Below are 25552 nucleotides of genomic sequence, written 5' to 3' on the forward strand. Positions count from 1 at the left end.
TTTATCCCCGCTGGCTGCAAAGCAGCCCTCGACGGTTCACCTCGGTGTCTAAGTCAGCTCTCATTCGACTGATTTGGGGTCGCTTCGCAACCCAGCGGGGATAAATCCCCTCGCCACAAAAGCTGATGCACGCATAGATTTTTTCGCTGATAAGCTCATTCGAAAAAGTTATTTATTTTTGAATTCTTAGATCATTTAGTCTCCTCAAACGCCGAACGTCCGACGGCCTGTTGAGGAGATTTTCCATGTCTTTGCGTTTCCCCCTTCGCCTTCTCGCGGCCGCCTCCCTGGCAGCAACGAGTCTTTTTGCCCAGGCAGCCGACCTGACCGTCGCTTACCAGACCACCGTCGACCCGGCCAAAGTCGCCCAGGCCGATGGCGCCTACGAAAAAGCCACCCAAGCCAAGATCGACTGGCGCAAGTTCGACAACGGTGCCGACGTCATCACCGCCATCGCTTCGGGTGATGTACAAATCGGCTACCTCGGTTCCAGCCCGCTGACCGCGGCCATCACCCGCAAGGTCCCGGTGGAAACCTTCCTCATCGCCACCCAGATCGGCGCCGCCGAGGCCTTGGTGGTTCGTGACGGCTCCGGTATCAATTCCCCGCAAGACCTGATCGGCAAGAAGATCGCCGTGCCGTTCGTGTCCACCGGTCACTACAGCCTGCTCGCCGCGTTGAAGCACTGGAACATCGACCCATCGAAAGTCACCGTGCTCAACCTGGCGCCACCGGCCATCATCGCCGCCTGGAAACGTGGCGACATCGACGCCACCTACGTCTGGGACCCGGCCCTGGGTGTGGCCAAGGAAAACGGCAAGGTGCTGATCACCTCCGCGGAGTTGGCCAAGTTCGGCGCACCGACATTCGACGCCTGGATCGTGCGCAAGGACTTCGCCCAGAAGCACCCTGAAATCGTCACCGCCTTCGCCAAAGTGACCCTGGACGCCTACGCCCAGTACCGCAAGGACCCACAAGCCTGGCTGGCCGATGCGTCCAACGTCGACAAACTGGTGAAGCTCTCCGGTGCCAAGGCCAGCGATATCCCGTTGTTGCTGCAAGGCAACGTCTTTCCCCTGGCGGCCGATCAGGTCGTGAGCCTCGGCGCACCGACCACCCAAGCCATCACCGATACCGCGGCGTTCCTCAAGGAGCAAGGCAAAGTCGAAGCCGTGCTGCCGGACTACGCGCCTTACGTCAGCGCCAAATACATCACTCGCTGATCAAAAAAAGGAGACATGCGATGGCCTTGCTTCAGCTGGAGCGCATCAGCGCACAGTACCCCGGCGCGGCGGAACCGGTGCTGGCGGAGATTTCCCTGACCCTGGGGCCGAAGCAGTTGCTGGTTGCCCTCGGTCCGTCCGGCAGTGGCAAGACATCGCTGTTGAACCTGATTGCCGGGTTCGTCGAGCCCAGCGCCGGGCAGATCACCCTCGACGGCACGCCGGTCAAGGGCCCGAGCGCCGAACGCGGCGTGGTGTTCCAGGATGATGCGCTGCTGCCGTGGCAGGACGTACTGGCAAACGTCGGGTTCGGCCTGGAACTGGCCGGCATTCCCAAGGAAAAACGCGAGGCTCGCGCTCGGGAAATGCTTGCCCTGGTGGACCTGGCCGGTTTCGAGCAACGCCGCGTCTGGCAGCTCTCCGGCGGTCAGAAACAACGCGTCGGCCTGGCCCGGGCGTTGGCGGCCGACCCGCGTGTGCTGTTGATGGACGAACCGTTCGGTGCGCTGGACGCCTTCACCCGCGAGCAGATGCAGGAACTGTTGCTACAGGTCTGGCAGCGCACCGCCAAGCCGGTGTTCCTGATCACCCATGACATTGAAGAAGCCGTCTTCCTCGCCACTGACTTGATTCTGCTGGCACCGAACCCGGGGCAGATCGTCGAACGCCTGAGCCTGGATTTCGGCCAGCGCTACGGGGCCGGGGAGTCGGCACGGTCGATCAAGTCCGACCCACGCTTCATCGAAACCCGCGAGCATGTGCTCGCCAAAGTGTTTTCCCAACGCAGCGCCACTCGACCCCAGGAGCGCGCATGAGCACCTACGAAATTCCCGCCGGGGTCCGTGACACGACGACCCGGCCCACGACCAGCGGTTCGAGACCCCACCTGAGTACGCGTTGGATCAGCGGCTTGACCCTGATCGCGTTGCTGGCAGCCTGGTGGGCCGTCACCGCCAGCGGCCTGATCGAACCGCTGTTCCTGCCCCCGCCCTCGGCCGTGCTGCAAAAAGGCTGGCTGCTGGCGACCCACGGCTACATGGACGCCACCCTCTGGCAACACTTGGCCGCCAGCCTTGAACGCATCGGCCTGGGCCTGCTGTTCGCGGTGCTGACGGCGGTGCCGGTGGGCATCGCCATCGGCGCCAACCGCATCGCGCGCGGCGTGCTCGATCCGTTGATCGAGTTCTACCGGCCGATCCCACCGTTGGCGTACCTGCCATTGATCGTGATCTGGTGCGGCATCGGCGAGTTGTCGAAGGTGCTGCTGATCTACCTGGCGATCTTCGCCCCGATTGCCATTGCCACCGCCACCGGCGTGCGCACCGTCGACCGGGCCAAGCTGCGCGCGGCGCAATCGTTGGGCGCCACGCGGGCCCAGTTGATTCGCCATGTAATCGTGCCCAGCGCCCTGCCGGACATTCTCACCGGCATCCGCATCGGCCTGGGCGTGGGCTGGTCGACACTGGTGGCCGCCGAACTGATCGCCGCCACCAGCGGCCTGGGGTTCATGGTGCAGTCAGCGGCGCAGTTCCTGGTCACCGATGTGGTGGTGCTGGGAATCCTGGTGATCGCATTGATCGCCTTCGCCATGGAAATGGGCCTGCGCGCCCTGCAACGCAAACTGGTGCCGTGGCACGGCCAGACCCATTGATACCCAATGACCACGCCGACCATTCGGCGCCCAGACCGAGAACACTGCGATGAACCGCCCGATCATTACGCCTTTGAGCACCGCCCTCGGCGCGCAGATCGAAGGAATCGATATCCGCCAGCCGCTGAGCCTGGCCGACCGCGACACCCTCGAGCAGGCGCTGCTCGAACACCAGGTGCTGTTTTTCCGCGACCAGCCGATCGAACCGCCACAGCAGGCACGCTTCGCCGGGTATTTTGGCGACCTGCACATTCATCCGATCTACCCCAACGTGCCGGAGCAGCCCGAAGTATTGGTGCTCGACACCGCCGTCACCGATGTCCGCGATAACGCCGTGTGGCACACCGACGTGACCTTTCTGCCAACGCCAGCCCTCGGCGCGGTGCTCAGCGCCAAGCTGTTGCCGGCGGTGGGTGGCGATACGTTGTGGGCCAGTGGCATCGCCGCCTACGAAGCCTTGTCGACACCGTTGAAACGCTTGCTGGAAGGGCTGACGGCGACCCACGACTTCACCCGATCCTTTCCCTTGGAGCGCTTTGGCAACACCGCTGAAGACCTGGCGCGCTGGGAAGAGGCACGGCGGAAAAACCCGCCGCTGTCCCATCCGGTGATCCGCACCCATCCGGTGAGCGGGCGTCGTTCACTGTTCGTCAATGAAGGCTTCACGACACGGATCAACGAACTGTCGGAAAGCGAAAGCGAGGCGATCCTGAAACTGCTGTTCGTCCACGCCACCCGCCCGGAGTTCACCCTGCGCTGGCGCTGGCAGGTCAACGACGTGGCGTTTTGGGATAACCGTGTGACCCAGCATTTCGCCGTGGACGACTACCGCCCGGCCCGGCGGGTGATGCACCGGGCGACGGTGTTGGGGGATGTGCCGTTTTTTCGCTGAATAGCGATGGAATCGCCTTTGTGCCGAGGGGATTTATCCCCGCTGGGCTGCGTAGCGTCCCTAAAACCTGCACGCACGATCTGAAAGACAGATCGTGCTGAGCTGTTCCTGGGGCTGCGTCGCAGCCAGCGGGGATAAATCCCCTCGCCACAGGGGGGGTTGTGTTATTCCGCCGACGAAGGCTTTTCCCAAAGATTGATCCCGCCTTCCTGGGCAAACCGGTCGATCTCGGCCAGTTCTTCGGCGCTGAAGTTCAGGTTCTGCAAGGCTCCGACGTTCTCGATGATCTGCTCCGGCCGGCTGGCGCCGATCAGGGCGGAGGTGACCCGGGGATCGCGCAAGGTCCAGGCCAGGGCCATTTGCGCCAGGCTCTGGCCACGACGCTGGGCGATCTCATTGAGGGCGCGCACGTGGGCGAGGTTCTCCTGCGACAAGTGCGAAGCCTGCAACGAACCGCCCCCCGGCCGATTCACCCGCGCATCGGCCGGAACGCCCTTGAGGTACTTGTCGGTCAGCAGCCCTTGGGCCAGCGGGGTGAAGGCAATCACACCGGTCCCCAATTCGTCGGTGGCGTCCAGCAGGTCTTTTTCCACCCAGCGGTTGAGCAGATTGTAGGCCGGCTGGTGGATCAGCAGCGGGACTTTCCATTCCTTGAGCAGCGCCGCCATTTCCCGGGTCTTCACCCCGGAATACGAGGAAATGCCGATGTACAACGCCTTGCCCTGCTGCACCGCAGTGGCCAGTGCACTGGCGGTTTCTTCCAGTGGCGTATCGGGGTCGAAGCGGTGGGAATAGAAGATGTCCACATAGTCCAGCCCCAAGCGTTGCAGGCTCTGGTCGAGGCTGGCCAGCACGTATTTGCGCGAGCCACCGCCCTGGCCGTAAGGCCCCGGCCACATGTCCCAACCGGCCTTGCTGGAGATGATCAACTCATCGCGATACTGCTGGAAATCTTCGCGCAGCAACCGGCCGAAATTGATCTCGGCGCTGCCATAGGGCGGGCCGTAGTTGTTGGCCAGGTCGAAGTGGTTGATACCCAGGTCGAACGCCGTGCGCAGCAAGGCGCGCTGGGTGTCGATGGGCGTACTGTCGCCGAAGTTGTGCCACAACCCCAGCGACAACGCCGGCAGCACCAGCCCGCTGCGACCGACGCGGCGGTAAGGAATGGACTCGTAGCGGTTTTGCGCAGCGGTGTAGGTCATCGAAAAGGCTCTCTGTTCGGACGGCGGGTGGCAGAAGCTAACATTTCACAGACGCCTCGGTCAGGCTGAAAGTTCGCGCAAGGCCGCCGCTGCCAGAAAACCGGAACGCGAGCTATAACGCTGGTCCCGTCGCACGGTTTGGTCGATGCGCTCAAGCAATTGCTCGGGCAACGTGGCGTTGAACCGCACTGACTTTCCGAAATAGGGCGTGACATCAAACTCAACCACCCCCCATATCCCCCCGGCGTATTGCGGATCGTCGAGATGATCGTCAATTTCATGGATCTGCGGCAGCGGTTCGCCGTCGGCTATCAAGCCTTCATAGTGCAACGAGAGCGCCTCTTTCACATTTTCGAATGCCTGGCTCACAGTACTGCCTGCGGAGAAACAACCCGGTACATCCGGGACCGTCACTCCGTAGTCGGAATCGGCATCCTTGTGCAGAACGACCGGAAATTTCATGTGGACGAATCCTTCCTTCAGATCCGGCAACCGCAGCAACCGGCCTGATAACAATGCATCCCCATCGGGGATTTCGTAATCGGTCATGGGCTTCATTTCAGGCCCGCCTGTTTCAATATGCTATTGATCGTGCCTCTGGGCAGATCGGTGTCAGGGTGCTCGATCGTCACCCTCCCAGCCTTGATGGAATGCTTGTACTGATGATGGCTACCCTTGACTGCCACCAGGTACCAACCGTCCTCTTCGATCTTCCTGATCATTTCCCGACTTCGCATCACCTTTGCCTTATTCGACAACTCTGCCGGAAAACTCTAGCTGCGAAAAAGCCCTCTGATACACACAATACACACTCAGAAAAATATTAGTTCAACTCTCCAACCAATGCACCGTCATCACCACTCGTCATCGCGCCTGCGCAAACACCTCCGTCACCCAATCCACGAATACGCGAACCCGTGGCGACATGTGTCGGTTGTGGGGATAGAGCACCGACACCGGCATGGAGGGCGGCGGGTAGGCGGTGAGGACTTCCTGGATCATTCCCTGCCGGATCGGTTCTTCCATTCGGTAATGCGGGCATTGGATCAGGCCCAGGCCGGCGATGGCCGAGGCGGCGTAGATCTCGGCGCCGGATACCGACAACGAGCCTCCGATCGGCACTTCCTTGAGTTCGCCATCGACCATGAATTCGAACGGATAGAGTTTGCCGGTGGTCCGCGAGACGTAATTCACCGCCCTGTGATGCTTCAAGTCATCGAGGCTCGATGGCTCGCCATACTGGCGCAGGTAACCGGGGCTGGCACAGGTGATCTGCCGAAGGTTGGCGACACGCCGGCCGATCAATGACGAATCCGCCAACGTACCGGAACGCAGCACGCAATCGACACCCTCGGCAATCAGGTCGACGAAACGATCGGCCTCGCTGATGAACAGTTCTATTTCGGGGTAGCGGGCCATGAATTGCGGCAACGCCGGAATCACGAAGTACCGGGCCTGGGTGCCATGCAGGTCTACTCTGAGTTTGCCTTTGGGCGCAACGCCGCGAAACGCCAGTTCGGCCTCTTCAAGCTCCGCCAGCAATTGCACGCAGCGCGGGTAGTAGGCTTCGCCGTCGAGGGTCGGGCGTACCTTGCGGGTGCTGCGCTCCAGCAAACGAATGCCCAGCCAGGCTTCGAATTGATTGAGCGTATGGGTCAGCGTGGCCCGGGGCATATTCAAGTCTTCAGCGGCCAGGGTGAAGCTGCTGCGCTCGTATATGCGGACAAATACCCTCATCGCCTTGACTTGGTCCATCTGAATCCCGTGCGCTTATTGTTGGAAAATATTGAACAGTCAAGGCAACTCTCGGGCATTTATCGCCAAGAGTAAACATGTGAATCTGACTTCAACGAATCACAACACTTCAACCTCAAAGGAACCTCACATGACTGTTCAAAACTCGAAAGTTGCCATCGTGACCGGCGCGTCCCGCGGCATCGGAGCAGAGATTGCCAAGCAATTGGCCAGCGAAGGTTTTGCCGTCGTCATCAATTACGCCAACAGCGCCACCGAAGCCTCGAAACTGGTGGTTCAACTGCGCCAGGCCGGCCACCAAGCCATAGCGATCAAGGCGGACGTGTCCTCTTCAGCCGATGTGCGGCGGATGTTCGACGAAACCGAAGCCCAACTGGGCAAGGTCGATGTGTTGATCAATAACGCCGGCATCCTTCAAGTAATGCCCCTGGCGCAGCACAGCGACGAGCTGTTCGAGCAGACGTTCGCCATCAACACCCGTGGCACCTTCAACACCTTGCGCGAAGCCGCGACCCGCTTGAACGACGGTGGCCGGATCGTGAATTTTTCCAGCAGCACCGTAGGCCTGAACCTGCCCGGCTACTCGGTGTACATCGCCAGCAAGGCGGCGGTGGAATCCCTGACCCAGGTGTTCGCCAAGGAGCTGCGCGGGCGCCAGATCACGGTCAACGCCGTGGCCCCCGGCCCGGTCGCCACCGAATTGTTCATGCACGGCAAGAGTGAAGAACAGGTGCAGCACTACGCCAAGATGCCGCCCCTGGAGCGCCTCGGCCAGCCGCAGGATATTGCCAGCATCATCGCGTTCCTGGTGAGCCCGGCCGCTGATTGGGTGAACGGGCAGGTCCTGCGGGCCAATGGCGGACTGGTCTGAAGCTTCGCCGGGCGGCGTCCGCCAAATCGCTATCGCGAGCAGGCTCGCTCCCACAAGGGAATCGGCAGCCCTCCAAGAAGGACTCACTGCCCCTGTGGGAGCGAGCTTGCTCGCGATGAGGCCGGTAAAGATGGAAAACCTACGGCCTCGCTCAGCGCACCAAATGCAGGAACTGCAGGTGCCGCTCGTACTGGTCGAGGATGTCGTTGATGATTTGCTCCTTGGTGTAGCCCACCAGGTCGTAATCCTGGCTGCCTTCGCTCAAGTGCACCTCGGCACGGTAGTAGCGCCGGTTGTTGAGCTCCTTCGAACCCATGCCGCCGCGGGCGAAGGACGGCGTGAAGTAGCCACGCATCTGCACCTGGTAAATGAACGGATGCTGCTCGCCGTGACCGATCTCCAGGCTGACGCTGTCGTTGGCCGGGTCGGGCTGGGTCACCACCGTCAGCCCCTTCTCGACGAACACCGCGGTCACTTCTTCAATGGCCGGGCGCACCGTGGTGTCGAGGAAACGGTACACCTCATCACGGGACGGGAAATGCACCGCCTGGCTCAAGCGCTGACGCCAGCCGCCCGTGCCCCGGCGCGATCCCGACACCGGCGCCAGGGAATGCAATTGCGCGATCTGCTTCTGGGACTCCAGGTAAAACGCCTTGTGCAGGCCCCACATCATCAACAGCAAAATCAGTGAGAACGGCAAGGACGTCAGCACCACCGCCGACTTCAAGGCATCGATGCTGCCGGAGAACAACAACGCACTGGTCACCAGGGCCGTCATCGCGCCCCAGAACACCCTCAACCATTTCGGCCCATCCTCATCGGGATTGCCGCCCTTGGCCGACAGCGTCGAAAGCACCACGGTGCCCGAGTCGGCGGACGTGACGAAGAACACGAAGCTGATGAACACGGTGACCGCGATGACGGTCTTGCTCCAGGGGTAGGTTTCCAGCAGCAGGTAAAGGCTCATCGACGGGTTTTCCAGGGCGGACATGCCCAGGGCGCTCATGCCGTGGTTCAGCACTTGGTCGATGGCGCTGTTGCCGAAGATCGACATCCACGCCAGGGTGAAGCCCAAGGGGATCAGCAGCACGCCGAACACGAATTCACGGATGGTGCGGCCACGGGAAATCCGCGCGATGAACAGCCCCACGAAGGGCGACCAGGCGATCCACCAGGCCCAGTAGAACACCGTCCAGCCACCCAGCCATTCACTGGGCTCGTTGTAGGCGTACAGGTCGAAACTCTTCATCGGCAAGGCACCGAGGTAATCGCCGATGTTCTGGATCAAGGTATTGAGCAAATGCTGGGTGGGCCCGGCGAACAGCACGAACAGCAGCAACGCACAGGCCAGCAGCATGTTGATGTCGGACATGACCCGCACACCCTTGTCGACACCGGCCACCGCGACGATGATCGCCGCGCCCATCATCAGCACGATCAAACCAACTTGAATCCACTGGGTGTGAGCAATGCCGAACAGGTAGTCGAGCCCGGAATTGAGGTGCAGCACACCAAACCCCATGTCCGCGCCGAGGCCGAACACCGTCGCGATAATGCCGAAGCCGTCCACGGCGTAGCCGATGGGGCCGTTGATGCGCTTGCCGATCAGCGGGTACAGCGCCGAACGCAGGGCCAGCGGCAAATTGTGCCGGTAGGCGAAATATGCCAAGGCCATGCCGACGAACGCAAAGACGCCCCAGCCGTGCAGGCCCCAGTGCAAGAACAGGATCTGCATGGCCTGGCGCGCCGCCTCGGCGGTACCGGCCTGGCCCTGGGGCGGCTGCACCATGTGGGTCAGCGGCTCGGAAACGCAGAAGAAAAACAGCGTGATGCTGATGCCGGCGGCAAACAGCATGCCGGCCCAGGACAGATAACTGAATTCGGGCTCGTCGTGGTCGGCACCGAGCTTGATCTTGCCGTAGCCGGACAAGGCGGTGACCACCACGAAGACCAGATACAGCGTCATCGCGAGCATGTAGTACCAGCCGACCGTATTGGCCGCCCAGTTCTGTGCCGCCAGCAACCAGGCGCCGGCCTGGGCGGGCATGGCAATCACCACCAGGCCGAACAACAGGATGAAGGTCGCGGCGAAGTAAAATACCGGCGGGTTCATGCGGACCAGGCCGCTGGGTGGCAGGGACGAAGCACTCATGGGCGAGGCACCCCGGGCAGCGAAACGGCGAGGGTCGAAAACGGACTCGGCAAAAGCAAGCCTCCTTATTGTGAGCGGGCAGCAAACCGACGGTTTAACTTGAATGAACGTTCAAGTTAAACATGAATAGGCAGCTAAGGACTAATCGCAGGGCTCAACGGCATGTTTCCTACGCTAGCCTACGGGAGGGTATGACGTTGCCTGGTGAGCATTCGTTCAGTGCCTAAGCCATATACACAACCCCCTGTGGGAGCGAGCTTGCTCGCGATGGCGGTATGTCAGTCAATACAGAGGCCAACTGAACCACCGCTATCGCGAGCAAGCTCGCTCCCACAGGATTTGAGGTGTTCATAAATCATGTGTCACTCCCTGCCCGTCGCCGGTTCACTTCCAAACCAATGATTGCCGGTTGCCCACGAATATCCGCGTGCCTATAGTCCAGACATCGCCTACAACCAGTACGGACCCATGATCAAAGAACAGTTGTCTCGCTTTAACCGTCTCGACCTGCTCAGCCATCCGACACCGCTGGAAAAACTCGACCGCCTCTCCACCTGGCTCGGCCGGGACATCTACATCAAGCGCGACGACCTGACGCCCCTGGCCTTGGGCGGCAACAAGCTGCGCAAGCTCGAATACCTGGCCGCCGATGCCATCGCCCAAGGCGCCGATACCCTCATCACCGCCGGGGCGATCCAGTCCAATCACGTACGCCAGACCGCCGCCCTGGCCGCGAAGCTCGGCCTGGGTTGCGTGGCCTTGCTGGAAAATCCCATCGGCACCGAAGACAGCAATTACCTGGGCAACGGCAACCGGCTGCTGCTGGAGCTGTTCGACGCCAAGGTCGAGCTAGTGGAAAACCTGGACAACGCCGACGAGCAATTGCAGGCCCTCGCCGGGCGTCTGCGCAGCAATGGGAAAAAGCCCTACCTGGTGCCGATTGGCGGTTCGAACGCCTTGGGCGCACTGGGGTATGTGCGCGCCGGCCTGGAACTGGCCGAGCAGATCAAAGACACCGGAATCGAGTTCGCTGCCGTGGTACTCGCCTCGGGCAGTGCCGGGACCCACAGTGGCCTGGCGCTGGCGTTGAGTGAAAGCCTGCCGGCGCTTCCGGTCATTGGCGTCACGGTTTCGCGTAGCGAGGAGGACCAGTTTCCGAAGGTCCAGGGCCTGGCCGAACGCACGGCAGCGTTGCTCGAAGTCGCCCTTCCGGAAGCGTTCAAAGTGATCTTGTGGGATGAATATTTCGCCCCCCGCTACGGCGAACCGAACGCCGGGACACTGGCGGCAGTCAAGCTGCTGGCCAGCCAGGAAGGCCTGTTGCTCGATCCGGTCTACACCGGCAAGGCCATGGCCGGCCTGCTCGATGGCATTGGCCGCGACCGTTGCGACGAAGGCCCGATCATCTTCCTGCACACCGGCGGCGCGCCGGCGTTGTTTGCCTATAACGCAGCGTTTTAGGATTATTGAAGATCCCTTGTGGGAGCGGGCTTGCTCGCGAAGGCGGCGTGTCAGTCGATATATTCCTGGCAGATACACCGCCTTCGCGAGCAAGCCCGCTCCCACAGGAACTCATTCCAAATAGATATATTTGGTTGATTTAATATTATTTTCCAATCTATAAAAGCCAATTTATAGTCTCGCCGCAGGCGCATTTGCCGCGAGACGCCCAGGTCGCTTTGAGGCAGGATGTGGCAACCTTTTCAAATCGCGGCTACGCCTTATCTCAGCCAAAATATCTCTTCATAAGAAAACACAGGGGCTTGTCATGAATTTTTCCGCATTACGTCGCAACCTGTTGGTCGGTTCGCTGGGCCTGGCATTGAGCGCCGGGCTGCTGGGGCAAGCGGTTGCCGGTGAGCAACTGCAGAAAATCAAGGATGCCGGTGAAATCAAGATCGGCCTGGAAGGCACTTATCCACCGTTCAGCTTCGTTGATGACAGCGGCAAGCTGACCGGCTTCGAAGTGGAGTTCTCCGAAGCCCTGGCCAAGGAATTGGGTGTGAAGGTCAAGCTGCAGACGACCCCATGGGCCGGCATCCTCGCGGCGTTGGAATCCAAGCGTCTGGACGCAGTGGTCAACCAGGTGACCATCTCCGAGGAGCGTAAGAAAAAGTATGACTTCTCCGAGCCGTACACCGTTTCCGGGATTCAAGCGCTGGTACTGACCAAGAAAGCCGACGAGCTGAACATCAAGAAGGCCGCTGACCTGGACGGTAAGAAAGTCGGCGTGGGCTTGGGCACCAACTACGAACAGTGGGTAAAAGCTGAAGTACCGGGCGCCCAAGTCAAAACCTACGATGACGACCCAACCAAGTTCCAGGACCTGCGCGTCGGCCGTATCGATACCATCCTGATCGACCGTCTGGCCGCACTGGAATACGCCAAGAAAGCCAAGGACACCACCGTCACCAGCGAAGCCTTCTCCCGCCAGGAAGCCGGTATCGCCCTGCGCAAAGGCGAGCCCGAACTGCTGGCAGCCGTGAACAAGGCCATCGAGAAACTGCGCGCCGACGGTACGTTGAAGAAACTTTCGGAAAAATACTTCAGCGCTGACGTTACCCAATAATGGAAGCAGCTCTTCAACTCGCACTGGACTCCGCGCCCTTTTTGCTCAAGGGCGCGTATTACACGGTCATCCTCAGCCTGGGCGGCATGTTTTTCGGCTTGCTGCTGGGGTTCGGCCTGGCGCTGATGCGCCTGTCGCGCTTCAAACTGGTGAGCTGGATTGCCCGCATCTACGTGTCGTTCTTTCGCGGCACGCCGTTGCTGGTGCAGTTGTTCGTGATCTATTACGGGTTGCCGCAACTGGGCATCGAGCTGGATCCGCTGCCCGCGGCCCTGATCGGTTTCTCGCTGAACATGGCCGCCTATGCGTGTGAAATCCTGCGGGCTGCCATCAGCTCCATCGAGCGCGGCCAGTGGGAAGCGGCGGCGAGTATCGGCATGACCCGCGCCCAGACCCTGCGCCGGGCCATCCTGCCGCAAGCCGCACGCACGGCCCTGCCACCGTTGGGCAACAGCTTCATTTCCCTGGTCAAGGACACCGCGCTGGCGGCGACCATCCAGGTGCCGGAGCTGTTCCGCCAGGCGCAGTTGATCACCGCACGAACCTTCGAAATCTTCACCATGTACCTTGCCGCCGCGCTGATCTATTGGGTTCTTGCCACCGTGCTCTCGCACCTGCAGAACGTTCTGGAAGCCCGGGTCAATCGGCATGACCAGGAGTCCTGACCCATGATTGTCGTGGAAAAACTGACAAAGCAGTTCAAGGGTCAGGTGGTGCTCAACGGCATCGACCTGAAGATCGAAGAAGGCGAAGTGGTTGCGATCATCGGCCCCAGCGGCTCGGGCAAGACGACGTTCCTGCGTTGCCTGAACTTCCTCGAAGAACCTACCAGTGGCCGGATCAAGGTCGGCGACATCGAGATCGATGGCAGTCGCCCGCTGAACCAGCAACAAGGCCTGGTGCGCCGTTTGCGCCAGCAGGTGGGCTTCGTGTTCCAGAACTTCAACCTGTTTCCCCACCGCACCGCCTTGGAGAATGTCACCGAAGGCCCGCAAGTGGTGAAGAAAATTCCCCGCGCCGACGCCGAAGCCTTGGGACGCAAGCTGTTGGCCAAGGTCGGGCTGGCCGGCAAGGAAAACGCCTACCCACGGCGCCTTTCCGGCGGCCAGCAACAGCGTGTGGCGATTGCCCGGGCGTTGGCGATGGAACCAGCGGTGATCCTGTTCGACGAGCCGACCTCGGCCCTCGATCCGGAACTGGTGGGCGAGGTCCTGGCGACCATTCGCGGCCTGGCTGAAGAAAAGCGCACCATGGTCATCGTGACCCACGAAATGGGCTTCGCCCGGGACGTGGCCAACCGTGTGGTGTTTTTCGACAAAGGCGTGATCGTCGAGCAAGGCGAAGCCAAGGCCTTGTTTGCAGCCCCCAAGGAAGAACGCACGCGACAGTTCCTCAGCAAGTTCCTCTCTGCCGGACGCGGCGACCAGTAAATCAGTGTTATCACTTCCAGGGATGGAAGTGAGACCGCTGCACAACTAACACGATATCGCCCCCCTTTTATCCGGCCGACACAACTTGCAACTTTACACCCGACTAAAGCCTCCGACTTCCATATAGGAAGTAACCTATATAATTCTCGCAACACTTACCCTCTGTCTGTCTCACAAACTTAGTGGTCCGGCGCGGTTTCCAGCCCTTTTTGAAAAACCAACCAACCTAGGAAATCGGCCTGCCGCGCAGCATATTCTTAACATGCGCACGTAGGATTTTTCTGAAGCCTTTCACCACGCGTTATTAAGCAACCGGCTCTATTGACACTGAAACTGTAGAGCCCTTATCTAGTGCCCGACAGGCGACGCACCGTATTTAGTTTGCGCAGCAACTAAGCGCAGACAGTCCCTATGGCTACACCCATAACAACTACATCGCGATGATCCATCGATTTCTGATCATCACGAAACGGACTTAGTTTTCAAGCATCAAGGAGAACACCATGACATGTAAGTCGAAGAGTCCTGAACTGGCCGCCCCTACATTGGCCAACGCCCACCCTACTGGCATCAATATCGCCAACGCCGCTCACTTGGAGGTAGCCATTGCACCTTACCCCGGCATGGACACCGGTGACCTGATCGAACTGTTCTGGGACAACTGCTACGTCGGCTCGCGCGTGCTGTCGCAGGCCGATGTACCGGGCAACATCACGATGCGGGTCCCGGAGAGCTTCATCGTCAACGGGACCTCGCGCATCCATTATCGGGTGATGCAAGTCGGACGCGGGCCGGCGTTGTCGGCCAAGCAACAGGTGCTGGTGAAGCTCGATTGTCCCGGCGGCCAACCGTTGGCCCTGAGCGGCGATGAAAACCAGGGATTGGCGCCGGTGCGCATTCCTACCACCATCCGGCGCCAAGGGGTAAACCCGAACCAGATCAAGCGCGGCGTACCGCTGACCATCGAACCCTACCTGAACATGGCCGTCGGCGATGCCGTGACCCTGCGCTGGGGCGATGTGCGCATGGACCTGCCTGCGCTCACCGCCAGCGAAGTCGGCCAACCGATCAATATCTGGGTCCCACCGCAGATCATCCTGGAGGCGGGAGAAGACCTGCGCCTGGAAGTGACCTATTGCATCCTCGACCGCGTGGGAAACAACTCCCACTGGGCACCGCCACGGACGTTGAAGATCGGTTGCGCCAATCCGTACCTGAACACTTCACCGAAACTGGCACTCATGGCTGCCGAAACGCGCCGCCGAGAGCCATGATGCAAACAGTTATGCGGCCAGCCTGCTTTTGTGGCGAGGGCGCTTGCTCCCACCGGGCCTGTAGGAGCTGTCGAGCGGAGCGAGGCTGCGATCTTTCCCCTGCCGCTTGAGTCCCAAGCGAAAGATCAAAAGATCGCAGCCTTCGGCAGCTCCTACAGCGCAGCCCAAGCGGGAGCAAGCACCCTCGCCACAAAAAGCTGCTTCATCCTGGGGAGCATACGGGCTTCAATTTAAAACCAACCTATCAATATTCCTAAAAGTTAGTTCAAAAATAATTTACACACGCTTAGGGTATATAGACCGGACCACCGGACATTCTTGATTTTTGCTCGCCGCCTTCATCGCGGCGTTTCTTGAGATGTGAGGTGGGTATGGAACGCAACACAATCGCCCCAGTGCAGTATGCCAAGGCACTGCCCGCAGCCACGGAGTGGCTGTAATGTCGGATCTGGCGCAAGCAAAGGTCCAGAGCGACCTGGACATCGCCCCCCTGCTGTTGCCCGCACAGGTGTTGCGCAACGATGCCGAGGCGATCAAAGTCGCCCATGAACTGGCACAGGTCGCCCGTCAGCAAGCCGCGCGTCGTGACCAGCAACGCAAGTTGCCTTGGGCGGAAATCGAGCAATTCACCCGTAGCGGACTGGGCAGCATCGCCGTTCCCCGAGCCTACGGCGGCCCGCAGGTTTCGTTCGTCACCCTGGCCGACGTGTTCGCAATCATTTCCGCCGCCGACCCGGCCCTGGGACAGATCCCCCAGAACCAGTTCGGCGTGCTCCAGCTGATTCTCGGTACCGGTACCGAGCGGCAGAAAAAAATCCTGTTGCAGAGCGTGCTCGAAGGCTGGCGCATCGGCAATGCCGGGCCCGAACGTGGCACTCGCAACACCCTTGAACTCAAGGCGCGGATCACCGCCGACGGTGACGGCTTCGTCATCAATGGCCAGAAGTTCTATTCCACTGGCGCACTGTTCGCCCACTGGGTCGCGGTCAAGGCGCTGAATGACGAGGGCCGACAAGTGCTGGCGTTCGTGCGGCGCGGTACCCCGGGCCTGCGGATCGTCGACGATTGGTCGGGCTTCGGCCAACGCACCACGGCCAGCGGCACCGTGCTGCTGAACAATGTGCGGGTGGATGCCGACCTGGTACTGGAAAACTGGCGCATCAACGAAACGCCCGGCGTGCAAGGGGCGATTTCCCAACTGATCCAGGCCGCCATCGATGCGGGCATTGCTCGTGGCGCCATCGACGATGCCATCGCCTTCGTGCGCGAACGGGCCCGGCCCTGGATCGACGCCAAGGTCGAGCGGGCCAGTGATGACCTCTACGTGATCGCCGACATCGGCAAGCTGAAAATCGAGTTGCACGCCGCCGAAGCGTTGCTGCGCAAGGCCGGACACGTATTGGACCAAGTCAGCGCCGCCCCCATCACGGCACAATCGTCCGCCCGCGCCTCAATTGCCGTGGCCGAAGCCAAGGCACTCACCACCGAGATCGCCCTGCAAGCCAGCGAGAAACTGTTCGAGCTGGCCGGCAGCCGCGCCACCCTCGCCGAATTCAATCTTGATCGCCACTGGCGCAACGCACGGGTCCACACCCTGCACGACCCGGTGCGCTGGAAGTATCACGCGGTAGGCGCCTACCACCTGAACGGCACCTTGCCGGCCCGGCATTCCTGGATCTGACGACCCGACCTCTGGAGCAGTACATGACGTTTTCTCAACACGTCGCGGTGATCACCAGCGATGAACAAGCCCTGATCGTGGCCAGTGACCTGGCCGATGACTTCAAGCGCGACAGTGCCCTGCGCGACCGCGAGCGGCGCTTGCCGTACCCGGAACTGGAGGCCTTCTCTCGTTCTGGCCTGTGGGGCATCAGTGTACCCAAGGCCTATGGCGGCGCCGGGGTATCCAATGTCACCCTGGCCAAAGTCATTGCGCTGATTTCCCAGGCCGACGGCTCGCTGGGGCAGATTCCGCAAAATCATTTCTACGCCCTGGAGGTGCTGCGGGTAAACGGCACTGAAGCGCAAAAACAACGCCTGTACGCCGAAGTGCTCGCCGGGCGGCGTTTTGGTAACGCCTTGGCCGAACTTGGCACCAAGACTGCCCATGACCGCACCACCCAACTGCGCCGCGACGGCGAGGGCTATCGCATCAACGGCCGCAAGTTCTACGCCACGGGGGCGATCTATGCCCAGCGCATCCCCACCTCGGTGGTGGATGAAAACGGCGTGCAGCAACTGGCGTTCGTCCCTCGCGACAGCAAAGGCCTGACGGTGATCGACGACTGGAGCGGTTTCGGCCAGCGCACTACGGGCAGTGGTTCGGTGGTGTTTGAAAACGTGTATGTCGCCGCCGACGACATCGTGCCCTTCCAAAGTGCTTTCGAACGTCCGACACCGGTGGGGCCACTGGCGCAGATTCTTCACGCCGCCATCGACACCGGCATCGCCCGCGCCGCCTATGAAGACGCCTTGCATTTTGTCCGCAGTAAAACCCGTCCCTGGATCGATGCCACCAGCGACGTCGCCACCGAAGACCCGCACACCCTCAAGAGTTTCGGCCAACTGAGCATCCGCCTGCATGCCGCCGAAGCCCTGTTGGAACGCGCCGGTGAATTCCTCGACCGGGCCCAGGCCGACGCCCGGGCCGACACGGTCGCCGCCGCCTCGATTGCCGTGGCCGAAGCCCGTGCCATCAGCACCGAAATATCCCTGGCCGCCAGCAGCACGCTGTTCGAATTGGCCGGCAGCCAGGCGACCCTGGCCGAACATGGCCTCGACCGTCACTGGCGCAACGCCCGGGTGCACACCCTGCATGACCCGGTGCGCTGGAAATACCACGCCGTGGGCAACTTCTACCTCAACGACGAAAAACCGCCGCTGCGGGGGACCATCTGATGGCGGTCGGCAAGAAAAAGATCCTGCTCAACGCGTTCAACATGAACTGCATCGGGCACATCAACCATGGCCTGTGGACTCATCCCCAGGACACGTCGACTCAGTTCAACACCCTCGAATACTGGACCGCCCTGGCGCAATTGCTCGAGCGCGGGTTGTTCGACGGGCTGTTCATCGCCGACATCGTCGGGGTCTATGACGTGTATCAACAGTCGGTGGATGTCACGCTCAAGGAGTCGATCCAACTGCCGGTCAATGACCCATTGCTGCTGGTCTCCGCGATGGCCGCCGTGACCAAAAACCTGGGCTTCGGCCTCACCGCCAACCTGACCTACGAACCGCCCTACCTGTTTGCCCGACGCATGAGCACCCTCGACCACCTGAGTCGCGGCCGGGTCGGCTGGAACATCGTCACCGGCTACCTGGACAGCGCCGCCAAGGCCATGGGCCTGACGGCGCAAGTCGAGCATGACCGCCGCTATGACCAGGCCGATGAATACCTGCAAGTGCTCTACAAACTGTGGGAGGGCAGCTGGGAAAACGACGCCGTGCTCAACGACCGCGAGCAGCGGATCTATGCCCAACCGGAGAAAGTGCACAAGATCCGCCACCAGGGCGAGTTCTACCAGGTCGAGGGCTATCACCTGTGCGAACCTTCGCCCCAACGCACCCCTGTGCTGTTCCAGGCCGGCAGTTCCGAGCGCGGCTTGCTGTTCGCCGGGCGGCACGCCGAGTGCGTGTTCATCAGCGGCCAGAACAAACCGGCGACCAAGGCCCAGGTGGACAAGGTCCGCGCCAGCGCCGTGGAGGCCGGACGCAACCCCGAGGACATCAAAGTGTTCATGGGCCTGAACGTGATTGTCGGCGAGACCGAGGCGGCCGCCTGGGCCAAGCATGCCGAGTACCTGGGCTACGCCAGCGCCGAGGCCGGGGTGGCGCATTTTTCCGCCTCGACGGGGATCGATTTTTCCCAGTACGAACTGGACGAGCCGATCCAGTACGTCAAGAGCAACGCCATCCAGTCCGCCACCAAGACCTTGCAGAACAACGACTGGACCCGGCGCAAGTTGCTGCAACAACACGCCTTGGGTGGGCGCTACATCACGGTGGTGGGCTCGCCCGAACAGGTGGCCGATGAGCTGGAGTCGTGGATCGCCGAAACCGGCCTCGATGGCTTCAACCTGACGCGCATCGTGACGCCGCAAAGCTATGTGGACTTCATCGACCTGGTGATTCCCGAACTGCAGCGACGCGGTTCGTACAAGACCGGATACGACACCGGCACCCTGCGGGAAAAGCTGTTCCGCGCGGGGGACCATTTGCCCGAACAACACACTGGCTCAACTTATCGGCACTGACTCTGTTGGAACTTGCTCTTGCTCGGTCCTGTAGGAGCTGGCGAAGCCTGCGATCTTTTGATCTTTCGCTTGGGATTCAAGTGTTTGGGGAAAGATCGCAGCCTCGTTGCACTCGACAGCTCCTACACAGCTCCTACACAGACGAGCGGGAGCAGGCTCCCTTGTTACAAAAGCGCATGACTCAATTAATCAATGACTGGAATAACCGACATGACCACGCAACTCCTGACCCTGCCAGTCAAAGCGCTGGCCCTGGCCCTCGGCCTGTTCAGCTCGGCGCTGTTTGCCGCCGACGCACCGTTGAAGATCGGCACCACCGCCGCGTTCGCCATTCCCCTGGAAGCGGCGGTCGAGGAAGCCGGCAAGCAAGGCCTGAAGGTCGAACTGGTGGAGTTCAGCGACTGGATCGCGCCCAACGTCAGCCTGGCCTCCGGTGACATCGACGTGAATTACTTCCAGCACATCCCATTCCTGGAAAATGCCAAGGCCGCCGCCGGGTTCGACCTGGTGCCGTTTGCGCCGGGGATCATCAACAACGTCGGCCTCTATTCGAAAAAATACAAAAGCTTCGACGAACTGCCCGAAGGCGCCAGCGTCGCCATTGCCAACGACCCGATCAACAGCGGTCGCGGCCTGCAACTGCTGGCCAAGGCCGGGCTGATCAGCCTCAAGCCGGGGGTCGGCTACAAGGCCACCGAAGACGACATCGTCGCCAACCCGAAGAAACTCAAGATCCTGCAAGTCGAAGCGGTGCAACTGGTGCGCGCCTATGAAGACGCCGACCTGGTGCAGGGTTATCCGGCCTACATCCGCCTGGCCAAGACCTTCGATGCCAGCTCGGCCTTGCTGTTCGACGGCCTCGATCACAAGGAATACGTGATTCAGTTCGTGATCCAGCCCAAGAGCCAGAACGATCCACGGCTGATCAAGTTCGTCGACATCTACCAGCACTCGCCAGCCGTGCGCGCGGCCCTGGACAAGGCCCACGGCAAGCTCTACCAGGCCGGTTGGGAAGGCTGACATGAACGCCGTCAACGCGCGACTCCGCGACGAAGCCCCCGCGCCGCAAAGCGCCGACCAGACTGAACTGCATCCAGAGCTGAACCGCGCCCACGTGCGCTTCATCGGCCTGGGCAAGACCTACAACGGCAGCCAGGGCCCGGTGGCGGCGCTGCAGGGCATCGACCTGGCGATCCAGCGCGGCGAAGTGTTCGGCATCATCGGCCGCAGCGGTGCCGGCAAGTCTTCACTGATCCGCACCATCAACCGGCTCGAACAACCCACCAGTGGCCGGGTGTTGATCGACCGGGTGGACATCGGCGAGTTCGATGAAGACCGCCTGGTGGCGCTGCGTCGGCGCATCGGCATGATCTTCCAGCACTTCAACCTGATGTCGGCCAAGACCGTGTGGCAGAACGTCGAACTGCCGCTCAAAGTCGCCGGCGTGCCCAAGGAGCAGCGCCAGCGCAAGGTCCGCGAGCTGCTGGAGCTGGTGGGTCTGCACGGCAAGCACCAGGCCTACCCGGCGCAGCTTTCCGGCGGGCAGAAGCAACGCGTCGGGATTGCCCGGGCGCTGGTGCATGACCCGCAGATTCTGTTGTGCGACGAAGCCACCTCGGCCCTGGACCCGGAAACCACCCACTCGATCCTCGGCCTGCTGCGCGAGATCAACCAGCGGCTGGGCCTGACCATCGTCTTGATCACCCATGAAATGGCAGTGATTCGCGAAGTCTGCGACCGGGTGGTGGTGCTTGAGCAGGGGCGGATCGTCGAGCAGGGGCCGGTCTGGGAAGTCTTCGGCAACCCGCAACACGAGGTCAGCCGGACGCTGCTGGCGCCGTTGCAACACGCCATCCCGGAAGAACTGCAAAGTCGCTTGCAGGTGCTGCCGGCGTCGGCGGACGCGGCTACGGTGCTGCGCCTGCAATTCACCGGCATAGATCGCGAGGAACCGGATCTTGCCGCCTTGTTCAGCGCCCTCGGTGGGCGAGTGCGATTGCTGCACGGCGGCATCGAACGGATTCAGGGCCACGGGCTGGGGCAATTGCTGCTGGCCGTGGGCGGTTCGTCGTGGGGCGCCGAGGAACTGCGGCAACGGGCGGGCAATTGGGCGCAACGGGTGGAGGTGCTGGGTTATGTGGTTTGATCGGTTGCTGCAAGGTTTCATCGACACGTTCCTGATGGTCGGCGTGTCGTCGTTGATCGCGTTGCTGGCGGGCATCCCACTGGCGGTGATCCTGGTCACCAGCGGCAAGGGCGGGATCTATGCAGCGCCGGCCTTGAACCGGGCCCTGGGCGCGTTCGTGAACCTGTTCCGCTCCATACCGTTCCTGATTCTGATGGTGGCGCTGATTCCGTTCACCCGGCTGATCGTCGGCACCACCTATGGCGTGTGGGCCGCGGTCGTACCGCTGACCATCGCCGCCACGCCCTTCTTCGCCCGTATCGCCGAAGTCAGCCTGCGGGAAGTCGACCATGGCCTGATCGAAGCGGCCCAGGCCATGGGCTGCCGCCGCTGGCATATCGTCTGGCATGTGTTGCTGCCCGAAGCCCTGCCGGGCATCGTCGGCGGTTTCACCATCACGCTGGTGACCATGATCAACTCCTCGGCCATGGCCGGGGCAATCGGTGCCGGTGGCCTGGGGGACATCGCCTACCGCTATGGCTACCAGCGTTTCGACAGCCAGATCATGCTCACGGTGATCGTGTTGCTGGTGGCGTTGGTCGCCGTGATCCAATTGGGTGGTGATCGCCTGGCGCGGAGCTTGAACAAGCGCTGACTGGAGGAAGCAGTTGACCTGTGGGAGCAAAGCTTGCTTCCACAGGTAGACCGATGATCTTGCGGTATAGTCGGCTGACGCTCCCCACCTAAGCCTCCAATCATGAAACACACCGCCGACGACCTGCACGCCATCACCGCCACGACCCTGAGCCACTACAACACCGTGGCAGAAAGCTTCCGCGAAGGCACCCGCGACCATGATGTCAGCCAGAACATCGACGCCTTGCTGCGCCATATCCAGGGCCAGGCACCGCTGCACATCCTGGATTTCGGCTGCGGCCCAGGGCGCGACCTGCGCACCTTCACAGCCATGGGCCATGTCGCAGTCGGCCTCGACGGTTCAGAGGAGTTTGCCCGCATGGCACGCCAGGACAGCGGTTGTGAGGTGTGGCAGCAGGACTTCCTGGAACTCGACCTGCCGGCCGAACGCTTTGACGGGATTTTCGCCAACGCGGTGCTGTTTCATGTCCCGGTCCAGGAACTGCCTCGGGTACTCAAGCAACTGCACACCACGCTCAAGCCCGGCGGCGTGCTGTTCAGCTCCAACCCTCGGGGCGACAATCAGGAAGGCTGGAACGGCCAGCGCTTTGGCGCTTATCACGACCTCGCCGCCTGGCGCACGCTGCTCAGCGAGGCAGGTTTTGTGGAGCTGGAGCATTACTACCGGCCGGCGGGACTGCCACGGGAGCAACAGCCTTGGTTGGCGAGTGTCTGGCGCAGGCCTGCTTAGGATTCGAGGACGCCATCGCGAGCAAGCTCGCTCCCACACTCGATCAGTTGTGAACTCAGTATCGGTGGGCACCACAGCTCCATTGTGGGAGCGAGCTTGCTCGCGATAGCGCTCCAACAGTCAATGAAGCTTGATGGCTTGCCTCATCGCCTGGAAGCTTTCATTCCTGTTTCTTCAGCCACTTCTGCGACAACTGCTCCAGCCTCCCGTCATCCTTGATACGCGTCAGGGCGTTATCCAGGCTGGCCTTGAACGCCGGGTTGCCCTTCTGGAACGGAATCACCAGGCTCGGCGGCGGGCCGCTCTTCTCTTCCGGCTGGAACGACTGCGCCATGACCAACGGACGCTGCGGCTCCTCCTTGCTCGCCAGCAATTGTGCATCCGGACGGCTGTAAGCGGCACTGAGGTCGAAACGTTCCGCCAGTTCCGGGGTCATTGCTATGTGGTTGATGGCAATGTCGTACTTGCCGCTCTCCACACCGGGCAGCAGATCCCCGGCATCGGTGACCACGAAATCGGGCCGCACATCGAGTTCAGCCGCGAGCATTTCACCCAGCTCCACTTCGAAGCCGGTGAGTTTGCCGTCTTCCTTGAAGTTGAAGGGCGCGGTGTTGGCCTCAAGGGCAATGCGCAGTTCGCCACGGTCATTGATGTCATCGATCAGTTCGGCATGAGCCAGGGGGCTCAAAAGGGGTAGCAGGCAAATCAGGCCAGGCAGAAAGCGCATGGTCACTCCTTTGTATTTATACAAGCGACGCTCGTTTCAGGCTCGCTTTGCTATGGTTGTTGCAGGCTTCGACAACGATTGGTCATGAAGTTGTGATGGCCAGGCGGATTTCATGGAAAAACTGGAGAAAAAAATGAAAAGCTTTATGTCTCGTGCCGCGTTGGCCGGTCTGTTACTGGGCGCTTCGATGCTGGCAAGCGCCGCGACACCGGCGCCTAAAGGTGCTGAAGTGTTCATCGTTTCCCCGGAGGACGGTGCCACAGTCGCCCAGGAATTCACGGTCAAGTTCGGCGTCAAGGACATCGCCCTGGCCCCGGCTGGCGATGTGACCAAGAACACTGGCCATCACCATTTGCTGATCGATGTCGACAAACTGCCTGCCGCCGGCGCGCCGATTCCGACCGACGCCAACCACATGCACTTCGGCAAGGCACAGACCGAGGCCACCATCAAACTGGCGCCGGGCAAGCACACGTTGCAATTGATCCTGGGGGACAGTGGCCACATGCCGTTCGAGCCGTCGATCGTGTCCAAGAAGATCACGGTCACCGTGAAATAACGCATGACTGGCTCCCACAGGTCATGCTCGACAAAAAAACGGGAGCCCTTGCGAGGCTCCCGTATTTTTATTGCACGCCGAACTCGGCAAGCGGCTGGATACTGCGCTTAGAACAACACGCGGCAACGAATCGTGCCATTGATGTGCTGCAGCTTCTCTTGCGCCAGGTCCGAGTATTCGGCGTCGACGTCGATCACGACGTAGCCGACTTTCTCGTTGGTCTGCAGGAACTGACCGGAAATGTTGATGCCGTTTTCGGCGAAGACCTTGTTGATCTCGCTCATCACACCCGGGATGTTCTCGTGGATGTGCAGCAGGCGATGCTTGCCAGGGTGGGCCGGCAAGGCCACTTCCGGGAAGTTCACCGACGATACAGACGTACCGTTGTCGCTGTACTTGACCAGCTTCTCCGCCACTTCCAGGCCGATGTTGGCTTGGGCTTCAGCGGTGGAACCGCCGATGTGCGGGGTCAGGATCACGTTGTCCAGGCCACGCAGCGGGCTTTCGAAGATGTCGTCGTTGGAACGTGGCTCCACCGGGAACACGTCGATGGCGGCGCCGATCAGGTGCTTGTCCTTGATCGCTTCGGCCAGGGCGTCGAGCTTGACCACGGTGCCACGCGCGGCGTTGATCAGGATCCCGCCCTTCTTGATGGCACGGATTTCCTTCTCGCCGATCATCCACTGGGTGGCGGCGGTTTCCGGTACGTGCAGGGTCACGATGTCGGACATGCCCAGCAACTCGTGCAAGTCGTTGACCTGGGTGGCGTTGCCCAGGGGCAGCTTGGTCACGGTGTCGTAGAAGAACACTTGCATGCCCAGGCCTTCAGCCAGTACCGACAACTGCGTGCCGATCGAACCGTAGCCGACGATACCCAGCTTCTTGCCGCGGATTTCGAAGGAGTTGGCCGCGCTCTTGATCCAGCCACCACGGTGGCAGGAAGCGTTCTTCTCAGGGATGCCGCGCAGCAGCAGGATCGCTTCGGCCAGCACCAGTTCGGCGACGGAACGGGTGTTGGAGTACGGCGCGTTGAACACCGCGATACCGCGCTCGCGAGCCGCGTTGAGGTCAACCTGGTTGGTGCCGATGCAGAAGCAGCCGACCGCCACCAGTTTCTTGGCGTGGTCGAAGATCTCTTCGGTCAGTTGAGTACGGGAGCGAATGCCGATGAAGTGAGCATCGGCGATCTTTTCCTTGAGCTGGGCTTCCGGCAGAGAACTGGTGATGTACTCGATGCTGGTGTAGCCCGCCGACTTGAGGACGTCGACAGCCGATTGGTGGACGCCTTCGAGAAGAAGGAACTTGATCTTGCTCTTATCGAGAGAAGTCTTGCTCATCTGCGTAAACCTGTGTCCCGGAGAAAAATGGCAGGGAATCGGACAGCGCATGCTGGCCCGACCGGCGTGACAGCCGTCGCCGCAGAACAGCCGTTGGGCACTACGCTGCGGGGTCGGTATGCTAGCATACGCACCCCGCTAA

Annotated in this window: 25 protein-coding genes; 18 read left to right on the forward strand and 7 right to left on the reverse strand. The window is 61.2% G+C overall.

Annotated features, from left to right (window positions below):
* Window positions 1-245: 245 nt before the first annotated feature.
* Genes tauA through tauD form a run of 4 tightly spaced genes read left to right on the forward strand, consistent with a single transcriptional unit; the run spans window position 246 to window position 3766 of the window.
* Window positions 246-1223, forward strand: coding sequence for a taurine ABC transporter substrate-binding protein (gene tauA / locus BM317_RS18250; protein ID WP_092475524.1), 978 nt, complete (start codon window positions 246-248; stop codon window positions 1221-1223).
* 20 nt (window positions 1224-1243) lie between these two features.
* Complete coding sequence (gene tauB, locus BM317_RS18255; protein WP_092169225.1) at window positions 1244-2038, forward strand: taurine ABC transporter ATP-binding subunit; 795 nt, start codon at window positions 1244-1246, stop codon at window positions 2036-2038.
* A complete protein-coding gene (gene tauC, locus BM317_RS18260; protein WP_092475527.1) occupies window positions 2035-2874 on the forward strand; it encodes a taurine ABC transporter permease TauC in 840 nt (279 codons plus the stop codon). The genes tauB and tauC overlap by 4 nt, the downstream gene beginning before the upstream one ends.
* A 49-nt stretch (window positions 2875-2923) precedes the next feature.
* Window positions 2924-3766, forward strand: coding sequence for a taurine dioxygenase (gene tauD / locus BM317_RS18265; RefSeq protein WP_092475529.1), 843 nt, complete (start codon window positions 2924-2926; stop codon window positions 3764-3766).
* A 164-nt stretch (window positions 3767-3930) separates the two neighbouring features.
* On the opposite strand, the gene mgrA is transcribed toward tauD, so the two are convergent.
* From mgrA to BM317_RS18285, 4 genes are all read right to left on the reverse strand, one after another.
* Window positions 3931-4968, reverse strand: coding sequence for an L-glyceraldehyde 3-phosphate reductase (gene mgrA / locus BM317_RS18270; protein ID WP_092169235.1), 1038 nt, complete (start codon window positions 4966-4968; stop codon window positions 3931-3933).
* 60 nt (window positions 4969-5028) lie between these two features.
* Window positions 5029-5430, reverse strand: coding sequence for a type II toxin-antitoxin system HicB family antitoxin (locus BM317_RS18275; RefSeq protein WP_063325186.1), 402 nt, complete (start codon window positions 5428-5430; stop codon window positions 5029-5031).
* A gap of 92 nt (window positions 5431-5522) precedes the next feature.
* Window positions 5523-5705 carry a type II toxin-antitoxin system HicA family toxin gene (locus BM317_RS18280; protein WP_092169238.1) on the reverse strand — a complete coding sequence of 61 codons (183 nt, stop codon included), beginning with the start codon at window positions 5703-5705 and terminating at the stop codon, window positions 5523-5525.
* Between the two features lie 127 nt (window positions 5706-5832).
* Window positions 5833-6723: a LysR family transcriptional regulator gene (locus BM317_RS18285; RefSeq protein WP_092475532.1), complete on the reverse strand. Its 891-nt coding sequence runs from the start codon at window positions 6721-6723 to the stop codon at window positions 5833-5835.
* Between the two features lie 130 nt (window positions 6724-6853).
* Between BM317_RS18285 and BM317_RS18290 the strand changes: the two genes are divergently transcribed.
* Window positions 6854-7594 (forward strand): SDR family oxidoreductase, encoded by a 741-nt coding sequence (locus tag BM317_RS18290; protein ID WP_092475535.1) that lies wholly within the window; start codon window positions 6854-6856, stop codon window positions 7592-7594.
* A 151-nt stretch (window positions 7595-7745) separates the two neighbouring features.
* On the opposite strand, the gene betT is transcribed toward BM317_RS18290, so the two are convergent.
* Window positions 7746-9707: a choline transporter BetT gene (betT, locus tag BM317_RS18295; protein ID WP_170842320.1), complete on the reverse strand. Its 1962-nt coding sequence runs from the start codon at window positions 9705-9707 to the stop codon at window positions 7746-7748.
* A 507-nt stretch (window positions 9708-10214) separates the two neighbouring features.
* Between betT and BM317_RS18300 the strand changes: the two genes are divergently transcribed.
* From BM317_RS18300 to BM317_RS18355, 12 genes are all read left to right on the forward strand, one after another.
* Window positions 10215-11207, forward strand: coding sequence for a D-cysteine desulfhydrase (locus BM317_RS18300; RefSeq protein WP_092169250.1), 993 nt, complete (start codon window positions 10215-10217; stop codon window positions 11205-11207).
* Between the two features lie 307 nt (window positions 11208-11514).
* Window positions 11515-12315, forward strand: a complete 801-nt coding sequence (tcyJ, locus tag BM317_RS18305) for a cystine ABC transporter substrate-binding protein (RefSeq protein ID WP_060739685.1) — start codon at window positions 11515-11517, stop codon at window positions 12313-12315.
* Complete coding sequence (gene tcyL, locus BM317_RS18310; RefSeq protein ID WP_060739686.1) at window positions 12315-12980, forward strand: cystine ABC transporter permease; 666 nt, start codon at window positions 12315-12317, stop codon at window positions 12978-12980. The genes tcyJ and tcyL overlap by 1 nt, the downstream gene beginning before the upstream one ends.
* Before the next feature lie 3 nt (window positions 12981-12983).
* A complete protein-coding gene (gene tcyN / locus BM317_RS18315; protein ID WP_092169256.1) occupies window positions 12984-13745 on the forward strand; it encodes an L-cystine ABC transporter ATP-binding protein TcyN in 762 nt (253 codons plus the stop codon).
* 503 nt (window positions 13746-14248) lie between these two features.
* On the forward strand, window positions 14249-15019 hold the full coding sequence (locus BM317_RS18320) for a hypothetical protein (RefSeq protein ID WP_092169259.1): 771 nt from the start codon (window positions 14249-14251) through the stop codon (window positions 15017-15019).
* 439 nt (window positions 15020-15458) lie between these two features.
* Entirely contained in the window at window positions 15459-16700 is a 1242-nt protein-coding gene (locus BM317_RS18325) for an SfnB family sulfur acquisition oxidoreductase (protein WP_092475538.1), read from the forward strand.
* A gap of 23 nt (window positions 16701-16723) precedes the next feature.
* A complete protein-coding gene (locus tag BM317_RS18330; protein WP_092475542.1) occupies window positions 16724-17917 on the forward strand; it encodes an SfnB family sulfur acquisition oxidoreductase in 1194 nt (397 codons plus the stop codon).
* Window positions 17917-19275 (forward strand): LLM class flavin-dependent oxidoreductase, encoded by a 1359-nt coding sequence (locus BM317_RS18335; protein WP_092475545.1) that lies wholly within the window; start codon window positions 17917-17919, stop codon window positions 19273-19275. Before BM317_RS18330 ends, BM317_RS18335 begins: the two co-directional genes overlap by 1 nt.
* A gap of 210 nt (window positions 19276-19485) precedes the next feature.
* Window positions 19486-20295 (forward strand): MetQ/NlpA family ABC transporter substrate-binding protein, encoded by an 810-nt coding sequence (locus BM317_RS18340; protein WP_092169271.1) that lies wholly within the window; start codon window positions 19486-19488, stop codon window positions 20293-20295.
* A gap of 1 nt (window position 20296) precedes the next feature.
* Window positions 20297-21421, forward strand: a complete 1125-nt coding sequence (locus BM317_RS18345; protein ID WP_092475549.1) for a methionine ABC transporter ATP-binding protein — start codon at window positions 20297-20299, stop codon at window positions 21419-21421.
* Window positions 21411-22055, forward strand: a complete 645-nt coding sequence (locus BM317_RS18350; RefSeq protein ID WP_092169277.1) for a methionine ABC transporter permease — start codon at window positions 21411-21413, stop codon at window positions 22053-22055. Before BM317_RS18345 ends, BM317_RS18350 begins: the two co-directional genes overlap by 11 nt.
* Window positions 22056-22157: 102 nt before the next feature.
* A complete protein-coding gene (locus BM317_RS18355) occupies window positions 22158-22787 on the forward strand; it encodes a class I SAM-dependent methyltransferase (protein WP_092169280.1) in 630 nt (209 codons plus the stop codon).
* Between the two features lie 160 nt (window positions 22788-22947).
* On the opposite strand, the gene BM317_RS18360 is transcribed toward BM317_RS18355, so the two are convergent.
* On the reverse strand, window positions 22948-23514 hold the full coding sequence (locus tag BM317_RS18360; protein ID WP_092169283.1) for a transporter substrate-binding domain-containing protein: 567 nt from the start codon (window positions 23512-23514) through the stop codon (window positions 22948-22950).
* Window positions 23515-23647: 133 nt separating this feature from the next.
* Here BM317_RS18360 and BM317_RS18365 point away from each other — a divergent pair, with 133 nt between their 5' ends.
* Entirely contained in the window at window positions 23648-24073 is a 426-nt protein-coding gene (locus BM317_RS18365; protein WP_092169412.1) for a DUF4399 domain-containing protein, read from the forward strand.
* A 107-nt stretch (window positions 24074-24180) separates the two neighbouring features.
* Here BM317_RS18365 and serA read toward each other — a convergent pair whose 3' ends face one another.
* Window positions 24181-25410, reverse strand: coding sequence for a phosphoglycerate dehydrogenase (gene serA, locus BM317_RS18370; protein ID WP_025211258.1), 1230 nt, complete (start codon window positions 25408-25410; stop codon window positions 24181-24183).
* Window positions 25411-25552 lie beyond the last annotated feature (142 nt).

Origin of the sequence: Pseudomonas sp. NFACC24-1 (assembly GCF_900115235.1) — a bacterium.
Lineage (GTDB): Bacteria > Pseudomonadota > Gammaproteobacteria > Pseudomonadales > Pseudomonadaceae > Aquipseudomonas > Aquipseudomonas fluorescens_AA.